General features: G+C 34.9%; 13 protein-coding genes and 1 tRNA gene. 8 read left to right on the plus strand and 6 right to left on the minus strand.

The annotated features are described in order from the left end of the window. The first annotated feature begins 226 nt into the window (after positions 1–226). The 5 genes from P163_RS13550 (at position 227) to P163_RS13570 (ending at position 10,266) form a co-directional block, all read left to right on the plus strand. Positions 227–1,792 carry a type I restriction-modification system subunit M gene (locus P163_RS13550; protein WP_034892297.1) on the plus strand — a complete coding sequence of 522 codons (1,566 nt, stop codon included), beginning with the start codon at positions 227–229 and terminating at the stop codon, positions 1,790–1,792. Continuing rightward, complete coding sequence (locus tag P163_RS18210) at positions 1,776–3,047, plus strand: restriction endonuclease subunit S (protein ID WP_034892300.1); 1,272 nt, start codon at positions 1,776–1,778, stop codon at positions 3,045–3,047. The genes P163_RS13550 and P163_RS18210 overlap by 17 nt, the downstream gene beginning before the upstream one ends. Further along, positions 3,040–6,663 carry a hypothetical protein gene (locus P163_RS13560; RefSeq protein ID WP_034892302.1) on the plus strand — a complete coding sequence of 1,208 codons (3,624 nt, stop codon included), beginning with the start codon at positions 3,040–3,042 and terminating at the stop codon, positions 6,661–6,663. Before P163_RS18210 ends, P163_RS13560 begins: the two co-directional genes overlap by 8 nt. Before the next feature lie 137 nt (positions 6,664–6,800). Further along, the gene (locus tag P163_RS13565) at positions 6,801–7,112 is read left to right on the plus strand and encodes a DUF1016 N-terminal domain-containing protein (protein ID WP_034892306.1); all 312 of its coding nucleotides are present in this window, start codon (positions 6,801–6,803) and stop codon (positions 7,110–7,112) included. Positions 7,113–7,119: 7 nt separating this feature from the next. Next, on the plus strand, positions 7,120–10,266 hold the full coding sequence (locus P163_RS13570; RefSeq protein ID WP_034892308.1) for a type I restriction endonuclease subunit R: 3,147 nt from the start codon (positions 7,120–7,122) through the stop codon (positions 10,264–10,266). Between the two features lie 94 nt (positions 10,267–10,360). Here the strand turns inward: P163_RS13570 and P163_RS13575 are convergent, their stop codons facing one another. Beyond that, the gene (locus P163_RS13575; RefSeq protein ID WP_034892311.1) at positions 10,361–10,663 is read right to left on the minus strand and encodes a hypothetical protein; all 303 of its coding nucleotides are present in this window, start codon (positions 10,661–10,663) and stop codon (positions 10,361–10,363) included. A gap of 90 nt (positions 10,664–10,753) precedes the next feature. On the opposite strand from P163_RS13575, the gene P163_RS13580 reads away from it, so the two are divergent. After that, entirely contained in the window at positions 10,754–11,416 is a 663-nt protein-coding gene (locus tag P163_RS13580) for a DUF6904 family protein (protein WP_034892314.1), read from the plus strand. An 882-nt stretch (positions 11,417–12,298) separates the two neighbouring features. On the opposite strand, the gene P163_RS13585 is transcribed toward P163_RS13580, so the two are convergent. Beyond that, positions 12,299–12,372 (minus strand) — tRNA-Met (locus P163_RS13585). A gap of 195 nt (positions 12,373–12,567) precedes the next feature. Here P163_RS13585 and P163_RS13590 point away from each other — a divergent pair. Together P163_RS13590 and P163_RS13595 are read left to right on the plus strand one after the other, a co-directional pair. Further along, positions 12,568–12,957 (plus strand): START-like domain-containing protein, encoded by a 390-nt coding sequence (locus P163_RS13590; RefSeq protein ID WP_034892317.1) that lies wholly within the window; start codon positions 12,568–12,570, stop codon positions 12,955–12,957. Positions 12,958–13,010: 53 nt separating this feature from the next. Continuing rightward, positions 13,011–13,856: an aminotransferase class IV gene (locus P163_RS13595; protein WP_034892320.1), complete on the plus strand. Its 846-nt coding sequence runs from the start codon at positions 13,011–13,013 to the stop codon at positions 13,854–13,856. Positions 13,857–13,862: 6 nt separating this feature from the next. Here the strand turns inward: P163_RS13595 and P163_RS13600 are convergent, their stop codons facing one another. From P163_RS13600 to P163_RS13615, 4 genes are all read right to left on the minus strand, one after another. Beyond that, the gene (locus P163_RS13600) at positions 13,863–14,423 is read right to left on the minus strand and encodes a YqgE/AlgH family protein (protein WP_034892323.1); all 561 of its coding nucleotides are present in this window, start codon (positions 14,421–14,423) and stop codon (positions 13,863–13,865) included. 118 nt (positions 14,424–14,541) lie between these two features. Continuing rightward, entirely contained in the window at positions 14,542–14,814 is a 273-nt protein-coding gene (locus P163_RS13605) for an HU family DNA-binding protein (protein ID WP_034892326.1), read from the minus strand. A 185-nt stretch (positions 14,815–14,999) separates the two neighbouring features. Then, on the minus strand, positions 15,000–15,947 hold the full coding sequence (gene fmt, locus P163_RS13610; protein ID WP_034892329.1) for a methionyl-tRNA formyltransferase: 948 nt from the start codon (positions 15,945–15,947) through the stop codon (positions 15,000–15,002). Next, the gene (locus P163_RS13615; protein ID WP_034892331.1) at positions 15,944–17,848 is read right to left on the minus strand and encodes an ATP-dependent DNA helicase RecQ; all 1,905 of its coding nucleotides are present in this window, start codon (positions 17,846–17,848) and stop codon (positions 15,944–15,946) included. The genes fmt and P163_RS13615 overlap by 4 nt, the downstream gene beginning before the upstream one ends.

The following is a 17,848-nucleotide window of genomic DNA, read 5'->3' on the forward strand; positions in this document are numbered from 1 at the left end:
AATTTAGAAAACCAGGAAACAAAAACGGTAAGTCGGCAAATCCGCTTCCCTACTCCGCCAACTTGCGATAGTGTGCCGACCAAGCAATGACCGGCAATTCAGGCAAGAATCTGCTCAATCTTTAGAATCCTTTAACATTAGAAAGATTTTTCCTAAATTGCTGCGGCTTCTTACCCTACTTCATGAAGCTATTGAAATATTTACTTGTAAGACCCGAATTTTAATAATGGCCAAAAAGAAAACGAGCAAAGAAAAATCGATTGAGGAAAGTCTGTGGGATGCTGCCAATAAACTTCGTGGCTCCATTGAACCTTCAGAATACAAGCACGTAGTACTCGGGCTTATCTTCCTGAAATTTGCTAGTGACAAATTTGAGGTCCGCCGCGAGGAGCTTATTGCCGAAGGCAAAGAAAAGTACCTCGAGATGAAAGACTTCTACAATATGAAGAATGTCTTTTTCTTAGCTGAGACTTCCCGGTGGAATTATCTTATTAAAAATGCAAAACAGGACGATATTGCCTTGAAGATTGATACTGCCTTAAACCGGATAGAAAAGAACAATCCTTCTTTAAAAGGTGCATTGCCGGATAATTATTTTTCCCGTTTGGGACTGGATAAAAGTAAGCTGGCTTCCCTGTTGGACACCATTAATAAAATCGATACCCAAAAAGACAAATCCCAGGATATTGTGGGGCGTGTATATGAATATTTCTTATCCAAATTCGCCTTGGCGGAAGGAAAAGGAAAGGGAGAGTTTTACACGCCAAAAAGTATTGTAAACCTTATTGCCGAAATGATCGAACCCTATAAAGGGATTATTTATGACCCGGCTTGTGGCTCTGGTGGTATGTTTGTGCAGTCTATCAAGTTTATAGAAAGCCACCACGGCAGCAAACGGGAAATTTCCATTTACGGCCAGGAATACACAAATACTACTTACAAACTGGCCAAAATGAACCTGGCCATTCGGGGAATATCGGCAAACCTGGGGGATAAAGCTGCCGATACGTTTAGCAACGACCAGCATAAGGATCTGAAAGCAGATTATATTATGGCCAACCCGCCATTTAATCAAAAAGACTGGCGCGGACCACAGGAATTAATCGATGATCCTCGCTGGCAGGGCTATGAAGTGCCTCCAAAAAGTAATGCGAACTATGGTTGGATCTTAAATATGGTTTCCAAATTATCAGATGATGGGGTTGCCGGATTTATTCTGGCTAACGGATCGCTTTCGGGTGGTGGTGAGGAATATAAAATACGGAAAAAACTAGTGGAGAATAACCTGGTGGAAGCCATTATTATCCTGCCACAAAATATGTTTTATACCACGAATATAAGCGTAACTGTTTGGATCCTGAATAAAAATAAAACTGCCCATACCCGTTCCATTGGAGACGAAGTCCGCCACTACCGCAATCGGGAAGAGGAGGTGTTGTTTATGGATTTGCGGCAAATTGGAGAGCCATTTGAAAAGAAATTTATCCAGTTTAGTGGAACGCAAATTAAAGATATTGCCAGGACTTACCACGATTGGCAACAGGAAGACACGGATTATAAAGATATCCCGGAATATTGCTACAGTGCCACTAAAGCCGATATTGAAAAGAAAGATTTCTCCCTGGTGCCCAGCAAATATATTGAATTTGTAAACCGGGATGAAAACATCGATTTTGATACCAAGATGGCAGGTTTACAAACCGAACTTACAGACTTACTACAACAGGAAGAGCAATCTAAAAAAGAATTGTTGGACGTTTTTAAAGAGCTGGGGTATGCCATCAAACTATAGGCCTATAGGCGATTATATACAATTGGTTGATGAACGTAATAAGGAGTTAAAAGTCACTACACTTTTAGGCCTAAGCATATCCAAAGAGTTTATTCCTTCCGTGGCCAATACGGTAGGAACAAATATGCGCAACTATAAAATTATTCGTGAAAATCAATTTGCCTGTAGTATTATGCAGGTTAGGAGAGATGGTAAAATGCCCGTGGCATTACTTGAAGATATTGAAGAAGCCATTATTTCTCAAGCTTATCCTGTGTTTGAAATAATAGATACGGAGGTTTTACTCCCCCAATATCTAATGATGTGGTTTTCCCGTTCTGAATTTGACAGACAAGCAACATTTCACGCAGTTGGAGGTGTTAGGGGGAGCTTGGAATGGGAAGATTTTTTAGCTTTTGAACTTCCCGTTCCTTCCATAGAAAAACAGCGGGAAATTGTAAAGGAATATAATGTGGTTAAAAACCGTATAAAATTAAATGAAGAAATAAACCAGAAGCTGGAAGAAACTGCCCAGGCCCTTTATAAACATTGGTTTGTTGATTTTGAATTTCCTAATAAAAAAGGTAAGCCTTATAAATCTTCCGGTGGAAAAATGGTTTATAATGAAGAGTTGGATAAGGAAATTCCAGAAGGGTGGATCGCTGGTAGCATTGATGAAATTTGTGACATCGAAGATGGAGATAGAGGGAAAAATTACCCCAAAAAAGAAGAATTCTCAAATGATGGTTATTGCCTATTTCTAAATGCCGGAAATGTAACAAAATCAGGTTTTGATTTTAGTAATAATAGTTTTGTGACTAAAGAAAAGGATGAATTACTGCGAAAAGGAAAATTAAAAAGAAAAGATGTCGTAATGACCACTAGAGTTACGGTTGGGAATATAGGTTACTACAATGATAAATTAGATTTTGAAAATGTCAGGATTAATTCGGGAATGGTGATTTTAAGAAATCCCAGGATTTCATTCTTTTTATATACAAAAATGAAAAGTGCGGAAATGAAAGATCTTATTATAAATCATTTATCTGGATCTGCTCAGCCACAATTGCCGATAACAGACATTAAAAGGATGAAATTTCCAATGCCTGGAAACCAAAACAATCTAACAGAAAATTTTAATTCAAAAGTCACTCCATTGCAAAATTCAATAGATGATAAAAATTTGCAAATTAGATATTTAAATCAACTTCAAAATCTTCTGCTTTCCAGAATTGCAAGGGTAAAACAAGAAAAAATATCTCTTGCCTATGAGTGAAAATTTACAAAAGAATCAGGAAATTAAGGATAAGAAACAAAATATCCCTTTTAACTCCCTTTCTCCAGTTAGTGATCCAGAAAAGCATGAATTTTACTGTGATTCTTTAGAATGGGCTCTGTCTAATCGGAAAGAAAAAGACATAAAAAATATCGCGCTATCTGGAACCTATGGTTCCGGCAAAAGCAGCATTTTAAAAACTTTTCAGAAAACCAATAAAAATGAAAGTTTAAAATTTTTAAATGTTTCATTGGCGACTTTTAAAGAAGAGAAAAGGAATGACACTGATAAATATGCACATTTAAGAAGTGAAAACATAAATAGTGACAAACTTTCAAAAAATGATCAGCTTCGATTAGTAGAATTAAGCATTCTTCAACAAATCTTTTATCACGAAGAATATGATAATATACCTGATTCCAGGTTCAAGAAAATAAGAAGTTTGAATCCCAAGGAAGTTCAGGAAACTACTTGGTTAGTATTCGGACTTATCTTTGTATTATACACTTTTTTTAATTTCCATTTCCTTAGAACCCTAATTAATTTGCCAGAACCAAAATTATGGTTCGCATATATTGTACAGGGCTTATTGGCTATTGGAGGTTTAGTTCTTTCATTTTACTTTCTACGTGCTGTGGTAGGATTTTCTCAAAAACTTACGATTAGTAAATTAAATTTTCAGAATCTTGAAATCCAGGTAGCTGATAAAATAGACAAATCTATCCTGAATAATCATCTGGATGAAATTTTGTATTTTTTTGAGGTAACAGATTATAATGTTGTAATCATTGAAGATCTGGACCGTTTTGAGCAAACAGAAATTTTCACCAAGCTTAGAGAAATAAACCTTCTAATTAATAATTCAAAATCGATTAATCGTACCGTAACATTTATTTATGCTATTCGCGATGAAATGTTTAAGGACAAAGACCGGACTAAATTTTTCGATTTTATAATCCCCGTTATACCAGTTATCAACTACTCTAATTCCAATGAACAATTAACCCGGGCATTAGAAAAATTTGATTATTCTTTATCCACAGAATTGATAGATCAGGTCGCATTTTATGTAGATGATATGCGGCTTCTGTATAATATTGTAAACGAATTCCATATTTACTTTCAAAAATTTAAAGGTGAAAAATATCAGAATAAACTTTTTGCAATAATCGTTTATAAAAATATTTATCCTGAAGATTTTGTTATGCTAGGAAAAAATCAAGGCATTCTTTATAAAAACCTTGTAGAGAATAAGTTGGATTGGGTGAATAGTGCAATAGAAAAGATTGAAGAAGACAATTCTAGCTTAAAAATAGAATTAAAAACGCTAGAAGAATCTTTACCTAGAAATTTAGAGGAATTAAAACGCATTTATCTTTTTGAATACATACAAAAGGTTCCAAATCTCATGTATTTTAAAATTCAAAATAAAAATTATACTGTTCAGCAAATGCTTGAAGAGGAAAATTTTGAAAAATTAAAAAGTGGATCTATAAGCTATCGAGAAAGTCAATATACCAGACCGTTCAACTTTAAATTTTCTGATGTAGAATCTCGTCTTGATCCGGAAAAGTCTTACTTGGAAAGAAAAACTGAAATTGAAAGCAAAAATACCGGGAGGGTAAAAGATATTAGAGATAAATTAAAGAAGAATGAAGAAGAAAATAGAAGAATAAAAAATGCAAAGATAAAATATCTTTTAAAGGACAAAAAAATTGCATTGTCTTCAGAGCCCTCCAAACAGGAACAGTTAATAATTTTATTAATTCGTAATGGCTATATAGCTGAAGATTATCTTAATTATATTTCCTATTTCTATCCGGGAAGTATTACTGAAAGAGATCACTGGTTTTTGATGAATGTAAGGAATGAAATGGATAGTAAATTTGATTATAAGCTGGATGAAGTAGAAAATGTTATCAAAAAAATAAGTGAATCAGAATTTGAAAGGAGATTTGTTTTAAATTATAGTCTTCTAGACCAGTTTTTAAAGAGTAAAAAATTTCCCTTGAAAAAGGAATTATTTTTGAAGCAGCTGTCAAACGAATCAAATGATTCTGTCAAATTTATTTACTCTTATATCAAAGAAGGTAAAAATTCCGGATTGTTCATAAAAGCTTTATGTAAAAGTTGGATAGACATTTGGAAGTTTATTGAAGAAGATAGCTCGCTTTCAGAGGATGATAAATCAAATTATCTCTCTCTCCTTCTTAACAACGCAGAAATTGAAGATATAGAAAAAATAGCTTCTACCTCCCAATTAGAGGCAGTTTTAAACCAAAAGGCAGATTTTTTATCAATAGTCAATGATCCAAAGAAACAGATCCAAATCATCGACCAATTTGACCTGAAATTTACATCCTTAAATTTGGATGAATCCTCTGAGGAAATAAAGGAATATATATATTCTATGAATAACTATGCGATCAATACATACATGTTGAAAAGAATGATCAAGGAATTTGGAGAATATAGGGAGGATGATTTTAATCGGAGTAATTATGCAGCCATTCATTCGTCTGGCTGTGATAAATTAATTGAGTATATAGAAAAGAACATAGAGAAGTATATCAGTTCGGTATATTTAAAACTCAAAGATAACTTCAATGAAAAACAGGAATATCTACTTAAGCTACTAAACAATTCAAACATCAAAAAAACTAGCAAAGAAGATATAATATCTCAAACTGAAACTCTGTTGCCTTCTATTTCTGAATTAGAAGATTCTAAGGAATTGAGTGATTTTTTGCTTAAGAATTTAAAGATAGAACCAACCTGGAAAAATGTTATTTTCAACTATCAAGAAAATGAAAATAAATTTTCGGAAACACTAACTGGTTATTTAAATAATCCAAAAATTGCTGAAGTCCTAGTAAAAGAATCTATACCAACAGATAAGGAATTAGTAAGTTTTAGACGTGATTTCTTGTTAAACAATAAGATTCAAGATGAATTGTACAACTCTTATCTAAAAACAGTACCGCTAGCATTCAAAGATTTAAACTTTGAAGATTTATCGTTTAAAAAAGTAGAAGGATTAGTAAATGAGCTAAAATTATCATTTAATCAAGAAAATTATACCAAACTAAGATCAAGTTTTTCTCCCACACATCTCATCTTTATTATCCTGAATATTTCAGAGTTTTTTAAAATATTTTCAGAAATAGTTCTATCAGAATCAGATTTGGCGGAAATCCTGGAAAATTCTATGTTATCTGATTCTCATAAAATAAAATTAATAGAAAAATTCGAAGCTGATAACGCTATTTCGGATCAGAAGGCACTTTCTTTAATAGGAAAAATGGCCTTAAAACACAAAGAACTAAAATTGTCTGATTCAAATATTTCTTCAATTCTATTAAAATCTGCTTTAAAGACTAATGAGAAAATTGAGCTTTTTATGAACAATCTTACTTCCTTTGATAAGGAATTTATAAAACCGTTTTTGAATTCGTTAGGGGGAGATTATAAGCAATTAAATGCAAAAGGTCCTATGCCGTACTTTAAAAACTCTGCCCTTTTGCTCAGTTTTTTTCAATATTTAAAACAAGAAGATAAAATATCTAAAATCAAAGAAAAAAAAGACCATATCCAAGTTACAACATTTAGAAAATAAATGATGCCCGAAACCAACCGTATAGAATATAAACGAAAACTTTCCGGAAATCTGGAAAGAAGATTAAGAATAAGGTGAAAAAGGATTAGCAAAGTAATTTTTGATACGCTTTCCCATAGCACAAGATTAAATACAACATGAAAAACGGCCTACATAATAACCTGGTAAAGGAGTTAAGCCAGCTTATAGAACAGGGAAAACATCAAATCGCGGTACAGGTAAACAGTACCATGACTTTAGTGTTTTGGGAAGTAGGTAAACGTATAAATAAAGAAATACTGCAATATGTACGGGCAGATTATGGCAAAAACATTGTGACAACAGTGTCGTCACAATTGAAAAAGCGCTACGGGAATAGCTTTGGAACATCTAATAAAAAAACCGGAATAAAAATAAATACTGCGATGGTCGCAGCGCGCGAACGTATAGCACAGAAAAAATTGCAATAAACCAGGAATGAGTAAAAAGTTTACCGAAGCACAACTGGAAAGCGTTTTTGCCACACAGCTGGAACAGGAAGGTTATCAGCATCAGTTAGGAGGCAGCATATCCCGAAAGGAAGATGAAGTTCTTATTGAAAGTGACCTTCGGGAATTTCTGATGTCAAGGTACCGGGAAAACGGGATCACCAAAAATGAAGTAGAATCCATCATTCTCAGGCTCAAAACCCTTCCGGCTTCAGACCTTTATGAAAGCAATAAAGGATTTATGCAAATGCTTTCTGATGGTTTTTCGCTAAAGCGGGAAGACCGTTCCCAAAAAGATATCTGGACCTATTTAATTGATTATTCAGCAGAGAACCGCAACACTTATAAATTCGTCAACCAGCTGGAAATTACCGGAACCCAAAAACGTATTCCTGACGGGATACTTTATATCAACGGAATTCCGGTGGTTGTTTTCGAATTTAAAACCGCCATTCAGGAAAACACCACAATTTATGATGCTTACAAACAATTAACCGTTCGTTACCAAAGGGATATACCCGAACTTTTTAAGTATAACGCGTTTTGCGTGATCAGTGATGGCGTAAATACCAAAGCAGGTTCCTTTTTTGCCCCTTATGAATTCTTCTATGCCTGGCGCAGAATCGCAGGGCTGGTAAAAGAGGTTGATGGCATTGATAGCATGTTCACCCTTATCCAGGGGATGTTGCATCAAAACAGGCTTCGGGACATCATTAAAAACTTTATTTATTTACCGGACAGCTCCAAAAAGGATGAAAAAATAGTATGCCGTTATCCTCAATATTATGCGGCGCGGGCTCTATTTGAAAATATTCAGAAAGCTCAAAAACCGGCCGGAAACGGAAAAGGAGGCACCTATTTTGGAGCCACCGGTTCCGGTAAAAGTTTTACCATGCTTTTTCTGACAAGGCTTTTAATGAAAAGCGACCACTTTGAAAGTCCCACTATTATTCTAATTACAGATCGAACTGATCTGGATGATCAACTTGCAGGACAGTTTACCAATGCAAAATCATTTATTGGCGATGATGCTATCGCCAGTGTGGAAAGTCGTGTAGATCTTCGGAAACGCATAAGAGGAAGGGAAAGCGGCGGCGTATTCCTTACCACCATTCACAAGTTTACGGAAGACACAGAATTGCTTACCAATAGAAGCAACGTAATTTGTATATCTGATGAGGCTCACCGGAGCCAGACCAATCTTGACCAGAAAATAAAGATTACCGAAAAAGGGGTTCAGAAAACTTTCGGCTTTGCCAAGTACCTTCACGATTCTTTACCTAATGCTACTTTTGTAGGTTTTACCGGAACGCCAATCGACGCTACTTTAAATGTTTTTGGAAAAGTAGTAGATGAATACACTATGACGGAATCTGTAAAAGACGAGATTACCGTTCGCATAGTCTATGAAGGAAGATCGGCGAGAGTGGCCCTGGAAAACCGGGAATTGCAAAAAATTGAAGATTATTATAGAGTAGCTGAGGAAGAAGGTGCCAATGAGTACCAAGTGGAAGAGAGCAAAAAGCAGTCGGCCAACATGAACGCAATTCTGGGTGATCCCGATCGTTTACAGGCCATAGCAGAAGATTTTATCCAGCATTATGAGAAAAGGCTGAAGGAAGGCGCTACCGTAAAAGGAAAAGCAATTTTTGTAAGTAGTAGCCGGGAGATAGCTTACGAGCTTTATAAGAACATCATCGAACTAAGGCCGGAGTGGGCAAAGATCAGAAAAGCAGAAGAAGGTGCCGAATTAACCGAAAAAGACAGGAAGCAGCTTAAGCCTATTGAGCGCATAAAAATGATCATGACTAGAGGAAAAGACGATCCCAAAGAAATGTATGATCTGTTAGGTACAAAAGAGTACCGGAAAGAGCTGGATCGTCAGTTTAAAAATGAGAAATCGAATTTTAAAATTGCCATTGTAGTCGATATGTGGCTCACCGGTTTCGATGTTCCGTTTTTAGATAGCATCTATATCGATAAGCCCATCCAGCAGCATAACCTAATCCAGACGATTTCCCGGGTAAACCGGAAGTTCCAGGGTAAAAACAAAGGACTGGTAGTAGATTATATTGGCATTAAAAAACAAATGAATTTAGCACTTGCCAAGTATAATAAGGGGGAGCGGCAAAATTTTGAAGATATTGCAAAGTCCCTGAAAATAGTAAGGGACCACCTGGATTTATTGGGAAGGATTTTCCACAAATTTGACAGCACCGATTATTTCCGGGGCGACCCTTTGAGCCAGTTTAACAACCTAAACAAAGCCGTTGAATACGTACAACAAACCAAAGAGTTGGAAACGCGCTTTATGAATTTGGTAAAACGCCTGAAAGCCGCCTATGATATTTGCGCTGGAAGTGAAAAGTTAACTCAGGAAGAACGGGATTATACTCATTTTTATTTAGCTGTAAAGTCTATAGTCTTTAAGCTTACAAAAGGGAACGCACCGGATACCGCCCAAATGAACGCCAAAGTAAGGGAAATGATCAAAAATGCCTTGGCTAGTGAAGGCGTAGAGGAGATCTTTAAAATGGGTGACCAAACCAATAGCCAGCAGGACATTTTTGATGAAGATTATCTGGCAAAGATCGATAAGATCAAACTGCCTAATACAAAAATCAAACTTTTACAGCAATTACTGGCCAGGGCCATTGATGAGATAAAGAAGGTGAACAAGGTAAAAGGAGTTGATTTTTCCAGAAAAATGGAGGGCCTGGTCTCCAGGTACAATGAACGAAAAGGAGATGTGTTACGCAGTGAAGTTTATGAAGAAATGGCGGAACAGCTTACCGATCTTATTTGGCAGGTACAAAAAGAGTTTTCGGCCGGGGAAATGCTGGGAATTGATTTTGAGGAAAAAGCTTTCTACGACATTTTAAAAGAACTATGTATAAAGTATGACTTTCAATATCCGGAAGATAAGCTTATCGAGCTTTCGAAAGCAGTAAAGGATTTGGTGGATGAACAGGCAAAATTCCCGGACTGGAGCAAGAGAAACGACATTAAATCTGCTTTAAAAGTCGGGCTTATCCTATTACTCGATGAGCACGGTTATCCCCCGGTGGAACGAGACGAGGTCTATGAAGAAATCTTTGAACAGACTGAAAATTTTAAGAAGAATAGACCAGCCTAGAGGAATTCCTAAATTTTAAGGCCTGGCACTAACGGTGTAAATATTTAACCGCTTAAATAGTAAAAATACGTTATAAAAAGTTTTTGAATTTGTATTACTTTGGCTTTCGATAAGACCATTCAGGGAATGGTTCATAAATTTTAAGTTTTTCCATGAACCTCTCCAGGTTATTATATATGTACCCAAGATCTTCATTATCGTATAAATATTCTTCAATATCTGAATCCCAAAAAAAATCACGAAGAATCGCTATCTTTCTCAAAAATGGCATTCTTGATCCCCTTTCAAGATGTTCGAGTAAAACTAATTGACGGTGTAATTCAAGTAATTTGTCAATGACCTCTTTCCTGAATTCATCGTGAAATTGTACTTCTTTAAATGCTCCCTGCTCTTCCATAATTATTGAAAATTTGGTGATTACTAAATATACTACATTGATTTAAATGGTGATATTTGAAAAAGAATACATAATTTTGAATACTTTTTTATGCTTCAAAGTAACCCAACCAGGAAAGGGACAGGAATAGAATTATGGGGTGATTACGGTGACTTAACAAGCCTGTATGAAACGATTCACAAAATAGGAGAGCGTTTAAATGAATATAAGAAAGAAGAGAAGGGACAATCAGATATAATAATGGGCTTTGCTTATGAGGTTCGAAAGACTTTCCAGCATTCCAGGTTGAAAGAAAATTTTGTTTTTGATTCGGAGAATAAGGTTGAATATTTAGGCTTTAGATACCTATGGACAGACTTACTTTATTTGATTTCTGTTCTTCGTTACAATGCAGGTTATGTAGTGTTGGATGCCCTGGATCAGGCGAACCTTTATATCCTCGAATTTAATTGTAAGAAAGCCTTATTTGATTATGATCCCCAGGGCGCACAACGAATTCAAAACTTTATAGGTCAAAAAATTGACATACATAATGACCTGGTTTTTTTAGTGCTCCAGGCTATTAATATAGAATATTTGAGCAAGACCCCGGGAAAAAGAAGATTTCGGGGACTACCAGATTTATTAATTGCATATTCCCAATTTTCGCCAGCCTATAAGATGTGGAAGTCTGATATGGAAAGTAGTGCTAAGGCTTTAAAATGTGAAGTGCACGAAATAAGTTATGATAATTACCCTGAAATAGTTTGGTAATGGAAAAAAGCAGCTCATCAGAAAGATTTGATTTTTGAAAATCTACAAACTATCTAAAGCTGCTTTTTTAAACCTTAAACCGTCGCGTAAGGAACTGCAATCCAAAGTCGCATTTAAGGCTTATATAATAAGTCTTATACCATCACTAGGGAAATACCATTGGAGGCTGAATATAAGACTTAAAATTTTAACTGCCGCTCCAAACAAAAAAGGCATCAGTGTAAAATCTTCTTTTTTGGAGGTAATTTAATCCTCGTTTAGAAAAAGGAGCGGCTTGGAGGCTTTCACCTCCGCGCCACATAAATTTAAGCCCGCACTTAACACGGGACTTAACTGTAGATTAATATCAGATAGCGCCGTCCTTATCAGCCGAAAGTTGCCCCCGTCATCTGCCAGGTGTTGGCCACTCCTTAACCGCTATCTTCAACTTAGGATAAATATAATAATTTTACTAAATAGTTTATATATGTTTTTTAGTGGATAAGAAAAAAGAGAAGAAGATATTATTCAGCCTGCCATAATTAAAATCTTACCTTTTTGATTTTAGAAAAATGTGCTTAGAAGTAGGAGAATTTACCGTTGCATGGTGGGGGAGTGGGAAATAATGATCTTGGGTATATTCAATAACGACTATAGGTTACATCGCGAAACTGTTTGGTGGTACAAGTTTTCTCCTGGTAAACCCATAGTTATATTGAAAAAGATTGCCTTCTAAATTAGATTTTCCAGAATAAACCTAAAATTCAGTTTCAATTGCTATCAGTTGGTAATATTTCAAATGACTCCTAATGAATTATTGAAAATAGATCAAATTCTGTACTTATTCTGTACTAGGTACAAAAATAAAAAGCCTCACATCTCTGTGAAGCCTTGTTATTACTGTAGCGAGACCGAGATTTGAACTCGGGACCTCCGGGTTATGAATCCGACGCTCTAACCAACTGAGCTACCTCGCCAAAAGGTAAATGATTTCAAACTAGTATTTTAACAGAGAACCTTTATGAATAAAGAGCTTCGCTGCTCAAAGTTTGCGGCTGCAAATATATAAACAATTTGAATTGAGGCAAACTTTATTTTAAAAAACTTTTAAAATCTTTTCTTTTAATGTTTCCAATTAATATTTATATTGCCCAAAATCTAACAAATACAGCATGGAAGATAAAGTTAAGTACGAAATGGAATTTCCTATTCAGGCATCTCCTTCGTTATTATATCAATATATTTCAACCCCTTCAGGATTAAGTGAATGGTACGCAGACAACGTAAACTCTCGTGGAGAACTATTTACATTCATCTGGGATGGCTCTGAAGAGAAGGCAAAGCTGGTAAGTAAGAAGAATGGAGAGCGCATTAAATTTAGATGGATAGAAGATGAGGATACCTCATATTTCTTCGAAATTAGAATCCAGGTAGACGATATTACAAAAGATGTTTCAATTATGGTTACAGATTTTGCAGATGATGAAGATGAAATTGCAGAAGGAAAAATGTTATGGGAAAATATGATCTCTAACTTAAAACAGATATTAGGTTCGGTTTAGAAATCCTTATATAAATAGTATCTTTGCCCCGTTTCTAAAAACGGGGTTTTTTTATGATGAATTTTAATGGAAGTTTAGTAGAGAAAGAGCAAGCAACAATTTCACCAAATAACAGAGGTTTGGCTTACGGTGATTCTGTATTTGAGACCATTCGTGTAATATCAGGAAAAATAATGTTTTGGGAAGATCATTATTTTAGACTTATGGCTTCTATGAGAATCATGAGAATGGAAATTCCTTCAAATTTTTCTCCGGAATTTTTAGAATCTGAGATTTTAGCGTTGGTTAAGGCTAATGATCTGGAGACTTCACCTGCTCGCGTAAAGTTTACAGTTTGTAGAATGGAAGGTGGATATTATAGCCCAACAACCTTAGAAGTAGATTATTTTATCCAAGCATCACAACTGCCCAATTCTTTTTATCTATTAAATCAGGATCCATATGAAATTGAACTTTTCAAGGATCATTACATCACAAGCGGACTTTTATCTACAATCAAGTCTAATAACAGAGCTGTAAACGTTCTAGGAAGTATCTACGCTAAAGAAAATAGTTATAACAACTGCTTGCTGCTAAATGAGAAAAAATCTATTGTAGAAGCTTTAAATGGGAATATATTTCTAATTAAAGATAATAAGATCAAAACGCCTCCTCTTACTGAAGGTGCTTTAAACGGTATAGTGAGAAAACAGCTTTTAGCTATTATTAAAACTCTTCCAGAACTGGAAATTGAAGAAGCTGCTATTTCACCTTTTGAACTGCAAAAAGCAGATGAGCTTTTTATTACTAACGTTATTGTTGGAATCCAGCCAATAACAAAATATAGAAAGAAAGAATTTAAGATCGAGGTAACAAAAGAAATACTTTCTAAACTTAACGTAAAAGCTAGATTAGGTTAAAAGATCTTAGTTATAACTTGGATTTTCTGGTGCATTGGACCAAAGCATATAATTTCCACCAAGTTCTATCATCTTATCTTTCCAGAAAGATCTATAGGGTCTTTCTATAATATCTTTAGCGTCTTGGTGAGCGGTGATTATCCAAGAATTAGAATTTAATTCTTCCTGTAATTGTTCTGCGTCCCAACCTGAATATCCTAAGAAAAAACGGATCTGTTTTTCTGTGATCAGACCTTTAGAAATTAATTCTTTTACCGCATCAAAATTTCCTCCCCAATAGATGCCATTTGCTATTTCTATACTGTCGGGAATTAGGTCTGGAATTTTATGAATAAAATATAAATTATCCTGTTCTACAGGCCCGCCATTATATATTTTAAAGCTCTTGGTAAGGTCTGGAATTAGTTCCTGAAGGGTAAAATCTAAGACTTTATTTAAAATAAAGCCTATAGATCCATTTTCTGAATGTTCTGCTAGAAGTACTACAGACCTATTAAATGAGACATCTCCAATTATTGAAGGTTCTGCAACTAATAGCAATCCCTTAGTTGGTTTTAAAGCTATCATAAGCCTATCTTTTGTTTAAAGCTAAAGATTTATTTAACAAATTCAAATTTTAACTAATTTTTTTTCCAAAAAAAAACTCTCCCGGAGGAGAGTTGTACTTTATAATTGTGGTAAATTCTTAGTTTACAGCTTTTTGTAAATCTGCTCCGGCTTTAAATTTAACTACATTCTTAGCAGCAATTTTAATAGTATTTCCGGTTTGTGGGTTTCTTCCTTCACGTGCAGCTCTTTTAGATACTGACCAAGATCCGAATCCTACTAAAGATACACGATCACCTTTTTTAAGAGACTTTTCAACGTTCTCTAAAAATGATTCTAATGCTTTTTTTGCGGCAGCTTTCGAAATTCCTGCATTCTCAGCCATTGCATCGATTAAATCTGTTTTGTTCATAATTTGAATTTTAAATTACTTGTTGGTTAAACATTCTGTTAATTTGCTTTACAAATTTATGTGGATATTTCAGCCGTGCAAGTAATATCAAGGGAAAAGCGAGTTTTTGTTAATAACTTAGGTAAATTGTTAATAACATTTGCTTTAAAAATCTAAAATTTGTTCATTTCACTATTTATAAGGGTTCACAGAACTTTCGCCTCTTCTTCAAAATTAAATCCGTTTAAAAGCTGCTTCACTTCCATTTTTCGTTTTCCGGGTAACTGAATTTCTTTAAAAATTATATATGCATCTTTAACACTCACTTTTAAGGTCTTATTCTCTACTACTAATCTTCCTAAAGGCTCATTGTGATCCACATCTTCGATCTCAACTTCAAAAACTTTTACCTTCAACTCTTCATTTCCATTTTGTATCAATGTCCATGCAGTTGGGTATGGGTTTAGTCCTCTTACGTGATTCTTGATATCTTTCGCATTTCTACTCCAATCTATTTGAGTGTTCTCTTTAGTGAGTTTTGGAGCTTCCTTGAGATCGTTATTATCAATTTGTTTGGTAGTGCTAATCTTATCTTGTTTCAATAGCTGTAATGTCTCTGTTACGAGCTTAGCTCCTGTGTTCATCAATTTATCGTGCAGATCTCCTAAATTATCTTCCGGTAAAATCTCAACCTCCTTTTGTAAGATCATCTCTCCTGTATCTATCTTTTCATCTATAAAAAAGGTGGAAACACCTGTTTTGGTCTCCCCATTAATAATAGCCCAATTAATTGGAGCTGCACCGCGATATTGCGGTAGTAGTGAGGCGTGAAGGTTAAAGGTTCCAAGTGCCGGCATCTGCCATACTGCTTTTGGAAGCATTCTAAATGCTACAACTACCTGTACATTTGCATTCAGTTCTTTTAATTCTTCTAAAAAACCTTCAGATTTTAAATTGGTAGGTTGCAATATTTTTAAGTTGTTGGCAACAGCAAACTCCTTTACAGCACTTTCTTGAAGTTTTCTTCCTCTTCCCGCAGGTCTGTCTGGGGCGGTAATAACTCCAACTACGTTAAATTTATGTTCTATGATCTCCTTAAGGGTTGAAACCGCAAACTCCGGAGTACCCATAAAAATTATTCTTAAATCTTTCATGTATTTTTTATTTTGAATGTTTTATTGGGGTTTAAAACAATGATATCTTTATCTAATAATAGTTGAAGAACTTTTAAAATGCCATTTTCTGGATAGGGTAAAGATGCTACCAATTCTCGAGAATTTTTCTCCTGCATTTCTAAGGCTTTAATAATGGCCTCATATATCCGTTTAATCGTTTCTTTTTTAACCTTTTTTTCCGGAGTTAGGCATACCGAGCAAATACCACAATTGGTAGTGACCTTTTCACCAAAATAGGATAATAGCTGCCGGCTTCTACAGATCTTATCATTTTCTACATAATTTAAAAGCGCTGTAATCTTATCTTTTTTATTCTGGCTTTGGGATTTTATATATTTAGAATAGGGGTAAATGCTGCTTTCATCTTCTCTTGGAACAAGAAATGTAATGGAAGCATCATTTTGTTGATGTTCAAATTCTGCAATCCCATCTTTTTTTAACTGCTGAAGTACTTCAATAGCTTCTTTCTCTATAGTGCCAGCTTTAGAACAAATTGCAGCCAGGTTTATAGCTACTTTATTTTCAAATATTCCTCCGTATGTTCTTAGAATTGATTTTACTATTGTGTCAAACTTTGGATTTTCCTCAAGATAATAGAATAATGCTTTATTGGAAATTATAAACTGAAGCTTTGCTGACTTCTCAAATTGTTGAGATAATTTTAATACACTAATTCTATCAAGTAGCTGAAGGGTATTATAAGCTTTGAGATAGTTAAGTTGATATCTATTGCAAAATTCTGAAAAATTAAAATCATGCGTTGTGTCTAAACCCTCTCCAAACGCAATTTGAAAATAGGAGGTAAGCTTCTTATAAACCAATAACACAAACTCAAGATCTGGTAAATTATTTAAGAACTGACTTTTTAAATGAGGAATATCGCTATTATTTGTGATAATTGTAGCTGTAGCGGGTTTTTCATCTCTTCCTGCTCTTCCTGCTTCCTGAAAATAACTCTCTATACTTTCCGGAAGATTTAGATGGATTACATGCCTAACATTTGCTTTATCTATTCCCATCCCAAACGCATTAGTAGCTACCATGATCTTGGTTTTTTCCTGTAGCCATGAGTTTAATCTTAAAGATTTCTCAGAAGAAGACAATCCACCATGAAATGCCTTGGCAGTGTAACCATAATGGGTTAATTCTTGAGCGATCTCTTGAGTAGCATTTCTACTTCTTACGTAGATTATGGAAGATTCTTCTTTATTATTTAAGATAGTTCTTAGCCTATATGTTTTATCTTCAGTTCTCAATACCTGAAATGCAATATTCTCTCTCAAAAGGGTTTTTTTATAAACCTTAGGAGAAGTTAGAAGTAATTGTTTTCTAATATCTTCCACCACTTCTTTTGTGGCAGAGGCTGTTAAAGCCATTACAGGCGTTTCCGGATGTAGTTCCCTTAGAAGCGAAACATTTAAATATGCAGGTCTAAAATCATGGCCCCATTGGGAGATACAATGGGCTTCATCTATAGCTATTAAATTAACCGGCATTTGTTTTATACGCTGTTGAACTAGATCTTGCTGAAGGCGTTCTGGAGAAAGATATAAGAATTTATAATTTCCGTAGATGCAATTATCTAAAAGCGTATCCAATTCAGAATAAGAGATACCGCCAGTTATGGCAAGTGCTTTGATGCCTTTTTGATGGAGTGTTTTTACCTGATCTTCTATTAATGCAACTAAAGGGGAGACAATAATGCAGATTCCTTCTTTTAATAATGATGGGATCTGGAAACATATGGATTTGCCGCCACCTGTAGGTAAAAGCGCAATAATATCATCCCCCTTATAGGCCGCTTCTATAATTTCTTCCTGTAACGGTCTAAAAGTGTGATGTCCCCAATATTTTTTTAATATGTCTCTTGCTTCCTGCAA

The sequence above is a fragment of the Gillisia sp. Hel_I_29 genome, assembly GCF_000744275.1.
Classification (GTDB): domain Bacteria; phylum Bacteroidota; class Bacteroidia; order Flavobacteriales; family Flavobacteriaceae; genus Gillisia.